Here is a 693-nt window from a genome sequence, read left to right as displayed (position 1 = left end):
CGGAGCTTCGGGCGCACGTGGGCAAGGCGCTGCCGGATTACATGATTCCGGCCTACTTCGTGCAGATCGAGCGGATTCCGCTGACCTCGAATGGGAAAGTAGACCGCAAGGCGTTGCCGAAGCCGGATCGAAGCATGTCCACGGGCGCTGTCTATGAAGCGCCGAGAAACGAAATGGAAGAGAAGCTGGCGATAATTTTGCAGGACGTGCTTGGCATCGGCCAGGTGGGCGTACAGGACAACTTCTTCGAATTGGGTGGGCATTCCCTGCGCGCAACCCGGGTTGTCAATCAGATTGAAGTAAAGACCGGAGTACGTTTGCCGCTGAAGGCCATTTTTGCCGCTCCTACTGTCCGGCTTCTCGCCAGAGAAGTAGAACAAGCAAAAGTGAAAGCCTACATTCCGATCCCTCAGGCGTTAGAACAAGAAGCGTATCCGATGTCGTCGGCACAAATGAGGTTATACCTGATTAATCAGATGGACGATGTAGGCATAGCCTACAATATGCCGGCGGGAATTGAAATTTATGGGTCATTAGATATGGAGCGGATGAAGTACGCATTGGAGCAATTGACCATCCGCCATGAAGCGTTGCGCACCAGTTTCCATATGCTGGATGGAGAACCCGTACAGAAGATCGCACAAGAAGTTGAACTCGAATTGAAATATGAAGAACGGATTACAGAAAAAATGA

At 51.4% G+C, this 693-nt stretch carries 1 protein-coding gene; it reads left to right on the top strand.

Annotated elements, in window-relative coordinates:
• Positions 1-17 precede the first annotated feature (17 nt).
• A partial coding sequence (locus tag PKO01S_RS28545) for a condensation domain-containing protein (RefSeq protein ID WP_218031513.1) occupies positions 18-693 on the top strand: 676 nt, incomplete at its 3' end.

It is taken from the genome of Paenibacillus kobensis NBRC 15729 (assembly GCF_004000825.1).
Lineage (GTDB): Bacteria > Bacillota > Bacilli > Paenibacillales > Paenibacillaceae > Paenibacillus_T > Paenibacillus_T kobensis.
Note: the sequence above shows the minus strand (reverse complement) of the source record. Positions and strands in the feature narration are given on the sequence as shown.